Annotated in this window: 4 protein-coding genes; all 4 read right to left on the bottom strand. The window is 61.2% G+C overall.

From position 1 onward, the window contains the following. Positions 1–81 precede the first annotated feature (81 nt). The gene (locus ACW9IR_RS28935; protein ID WP_457466023.1) at positions 82–1,134 is read right to left on the bottom strand and encodes an AI-2E family transporter; all 1,053 of its coding nucleotides are present in this window, start codon (positions 1,132–1,134) and stop codon (positions 82–84) included. 69 nt (positions 1,135–1,203) lie between these two features. Further along, the gene (locus ACW9IR_RS28930) at positions 1,204–2,010 is read right to left on the bottom strand and encodes a DUF4892 domain-containing protein (RefSeq protein WP_457466021.1); all 807 of its coding nucleotides are present in this window, start codon (positions 2,008–2,010) and stop codon (positions 1,204–1,206) included. 115 nt (positions 2,011–2,125) lie between these two features. Beyond that, complete coding sequence (locus tag ACW9IR_RS28925) at positions 2,126–2,980, bottom strand: alpha/beta hydrolase (RefSeq protein WP_064117513.1); 855 nt, start codon at positions 2,978–2,980, stop codon at positions 2,126–2,128. Continuing rightward, positions 2,977–3,783 (bottom strand): alpha/beta fold hydrolase, encoded by an 807-nt coding sequence (locus ACW9IR_RS28920; protein WP_150706557.1) that lies wholly within the window; start codon positions 3,781–3,783, stop codon positions 2,977–2,979. The genes ACW9IR_RS28925 and ACW9IR_RS28920 overlap by 4 nt, the downstream gene beginning before the upstream one ends. Positions 3,784–3,957: the final 174 nt, after the last annotated feature.

The following is a 3,957-nucleotide window of genomic DNA, read 5'->3' as shown; positions in this document are numbered from 1 at the left end:
AGTGACCCGCCGTAAGGGCGGAACCCTAAGCCGCCGTTACCGCAGCAACGGATATACACCCAAACCCAGAACCCAAAACAGCTACCGCCGATCCTCAACCCGAGACTGACTCTTACTCCAATCCGTCAACAAACTATAAGCCACCGCCAACAACGTAGGCCCGATAAACAACCCGATAAACCCAAACGCAATCAACCCGCCAAACACCCCAAGCAACACAATCACCAACGGCAAATTCCCCCCGCGACTGATCAGATACGGCTTGAGCACGTTATCCACGCCACTGATGATGAACGTCCCCCAGATCCCGAGAAACACCGCCATCCCATACTCACCCTTCCAGGCCAGCCAGGCCGTGGCCGGCACCCACACCAACGGCGGCCCCATCGGAATCAGACTCAGCAGAAAGGTGACAATCCCGAGCACCAACGCCCCCGGCACCCCGGCAATCAAAAACCCGATCAACGCCAGAACCGCCTGCGCCGCTGCCGTGCCGATCACCCCGTTGACCACGCGCTGCACAGTCCCGGCGACCAGCTCGATGTAATAGCCCGCGCGATCACCGATCAAACGCTCCAGCAGACTGTGCACAAACGCCGCCAACCGTGGCCCGTCACGATAGAAAAAGAACACAAAGACAATGCTCAGGGTCAGCTCGAGAATCCCGCCGCCAATCTGCGCACTGCGCGCCAACAACCAGTTACCGACCTGCCCCAGATACGGTTTGACCGAGACCATCAGCGCCGCACCTTGCTGATCAATACTGTTCCAGAGTCCGACCAGCCGCTCACCGACCAGCGGCAGCGTGCCCAGCCAGGCCGGCGCTTCCGGCAGACCGTCGACCTGCACATCCTTGATAAACGCCGTGGCATCGCGCACATGATCCGCCAGGTTAAACCCCAGCCACACCAGCGGCGCCGCCACCAGCAGCATCCAGCCCAACGTCAGAATCGCCGCAGCCAGCGATTCCCGGCCATCGAGCCAACGGGTCAACAGGCGCATCAGCGGCCAACTGGCAAACGCCAGCACCGCGCCCCAGAACAGTGCCGACCAGAACGGCGCCATCACCCACAGGCTGGCCCCAAACAACACCAGCAGCAGGATCTGCACCAGCAGGCGATCGTTATTGAGCATGTAAGGTCTCGAAAAAGTCAGTCAGGCAAAGAGTAGGCGAACACCCGATTCGTGCTCGCCTGAAACAGCTTAACGCAACAGATCGATGCGCAGGCCAGAGCCTTCGACACTGCCGGTTTCCATGCGCGCCGCGCGCACGCCCTGATTGATCAGCGCCTCGCGCCAGGCTTCGGCCTTGGGCCCGGACACCGTCACCCGCAACGTCGTGTCGAGGTTCAGGCCACGGGAAATCAGCCGTAGCCAGGTATCATCCGGCTCATTCACGCGATCAGGGAAGTCCAGCTCACCGGTGCTTTTGAGCTGACGCAACAGGGTCGCCGAGGTCGGCAGCAACTCACCCAGCGGTGCCACTGCCTCGAACTGTTCGACATGCAGATAGGCTTTGCGATTACCGCGAGTAATGCTGTAAAGCGCCACCAGCGTGTTGTCCTGCGGCGGCGCCAGCCTCAACAGCAGATAGGCCTGTTGCTCGTCGGCGCCATACAGTTTGGCGTTACCGAACACTTCGTTGGCCCACAGACTGCTTTCGCCACAATCTCGCGCCTGACACCAGAACAGCAATTCAGCGTCCTGCTTTTGCAAGGCTTCGCGGGCGGCGGTGAACGCTTCGGTGGCGGAATGTTCGGGTGGCAACTCGTAGGTCACCGAAGTGGTTTGGCCACGTGCGGTGACCTGGCCATCGAAACGCAGCTGGCCACTGATCTTGCGGATCGAACCCAGCGGATAGATCCGCTCAAGCTCCACGGGCGGGCGGTAGTCGACGATCTGTGCATCGGCCAGACGCGGCACGATCTGCAAGTCCTGACTGCCCGGCACATCGGCGGCGAACGAAACGGTACTGAAACAGCACAGTGCCAACAGACTGAGTGACCGCATAGTCAGCCTCATCGGATCGGCATGACTGGGTAATTCGAGGTCGCAGCGGTGTAGAAATCCATCGTGGTTGTCTCCCATTTCAACCCGACCAGCCTCGACAGTTGCCCGCAGCAAGTCAAGGAATGGCGAAGAACCGATTGAAACAGTCTGCGACAAGGTCGGCCCCGGCCTCATCGTTCAGGTGCAAATGGTGCCCGCCCGCCAACTGTTCCCGGCTAAAGGGTAGACGCTCCAGCAGCTCGGGATGTTTGGCCAGCATGCCGTCAGCCGCGACCACCAGATGCGCGGGGCAACTGACTCGAAGCGCGAACGCCATTGCTTGTTCCTGAGTCAGGCGCAGCGGCGATGGCAAGGTCAGGCGATTGTCGGTGCGCCAGGTGTAGCCGCCGGGCACCGGCATCAGCCCGCGCTGAGCCAACAATTCAGCCGCCTCACGGCTGACGGCGACCAGCCCCTTCATCCGCGCTTCGATGGCGCGATCGAGGGTGTTGTAGACAGGTTTGCGTTTCTCGCGCAGATCCAGTTGCGCTTGCAGGGCCATGCCCATACGTTCAGCGGCGTTTTCGCCTTTGTCTGTAGGAGGAATGACGCCGTCGATCAGCGCCAGATGGCTAATGCGTTCCGGCAACGACCCCGCCAGCACCATCGAAACAATCGCGCCCATGGAATGCCCGAGCAGGCCGAAACGCTTCCAGCCCAGTTGCTCGGCAACCTGCAGCACGTCATGGGCATAATCCCACAGCGCATAGCCGGCGCCATTCGGTCGGTGCCCGGAATGCCCGTGCCCGGCCATGTCTAAAGCGATGATGCGCAAGCCTTTGAGCTTCGGCGCCAAACGGGCAAAGCTGTTGGCGTTGTCGAGCCAGCCATGCAGTGCGATCACTGGCAAACCGTCCTCGGGACCGAACAAATGCGCGGCCAGTTCGATATGCGGCAGGCTCAGGCGCACTTCTTCGAAGGTCGGGCTCATGCGCAATCCTTGTCCTGGCGGTTTTCCCAGCGGGTGAACAGGTTCTTCAACAACCGAGCGGTGTCCTGCGGGCGTTCGAGTGGAAACATGTGGCCACCGGGCATGCTCAGTGCCTCACCCTGGGCCAGACGCGAAACGAAACGGGTGTGATGGCGCATGACGACGCGACTCTTGTGCCCGCGCACCACCGCCAGCGGCACCTGCAATTGCCGGGTACGGCCAGGGCTGGTGTGCGGCACGCCGCGATAGATGCTGATTTCGGTGGCTGGGTCGAAACGCAGGCGCAGCTTGTCGCCGACCTGATGCAAACCGTACTGCAAGTAGGCATCGAAACATTCCGGATCGAAACCACGGAACAGTGTCTTGCCAGCAAAATAGCTGCGCGCACTGGCGAGATCGGCAAACTCTTCGCGCCGTCCCAACGTGCGCCCGGCCGGGGTCAGTTTGTCGATGAAGCCAAAACGTTTAGCGGCACGGATCACCCACTGATCAGTGCGAGTCAACACGGGCGAATCAAGCATCACCACGCCGCGATACAGCTCAGGGCAACGCAGCGCCGCGTGCAAATGCAGTACGCCGCCGAACGAATGGCCGACGCCCCACACCGGTTGATCCTGCTGCTGCAAATGGTGGATCAATTCGTCGACGAGGTTGTACCAGTTGTCGTCCGCCGGAAAACGCGGGTCATGGGCGTGCTGCTCCAGATGCGCAACCCGATACTCGGGCGCCAGCGCCGCGAACAACTTGCCATAGGTACCCGAGGGAAACCCGTTGGCGTGGGCGAAAAAGATCGGTTGCGGCATGCTGGCAAATCCATGAGCGGGAAACGTGGCGTTGATTGTCCGCAAGACCGCGCCCTACAGCAATGACCGTAACTGCCAGGAATGATGACAGTCCGGTCAGGGCTATGGTGAGTCAGTCGGATCGCTACCCCCTCACCCCAGCCCTCTCCCCCAAGGGGGCGAGGGGGAAAGGGA

It is taken from the genome of Pseudomonas sp. SDT291_1_S447 (genome assembly GCF_054070155.1).
The sequence above is the reverse complement of the archived record's forward strand: the minus strand, read 5'-3'. Positions and strand labels throughout refer to the sequence as shown.

Bases quoted from the DNA above. Each gene is read 5' to 3' on its own strand.
- ACW9IR_RS28935 (WP_457466023.1), bottom strand. From the start codon at position 1,134: ATGCTCAATAACGATCGCCTGCTGGTGCAGATCCTGCTGCTGGTGTTG.
- ACW9IR_RS28930 (WP_457466021.1), bottom strand. From the start codon at position 2,010: ATGCGGTCACTCAGTCTGTTGGCACTGTGCTGTTTCAGTACCGTTTCG.
- ACW9IR_RS28920 (WP_150706557.1), bottom strand. From the start codon at position 3,783: ATGCCGCAACCGATCTTTTTCGCCCACGCCAACGGGTTTCCCTCGGGT.
- ACW9IR_RS28925 (WP_064117513.1), bottom strand. From the start codon at position 2,980: ATGAGCCCGACCTTCGAAGAAGTGCGCCTGAGCCTGCCGCATATCGAA.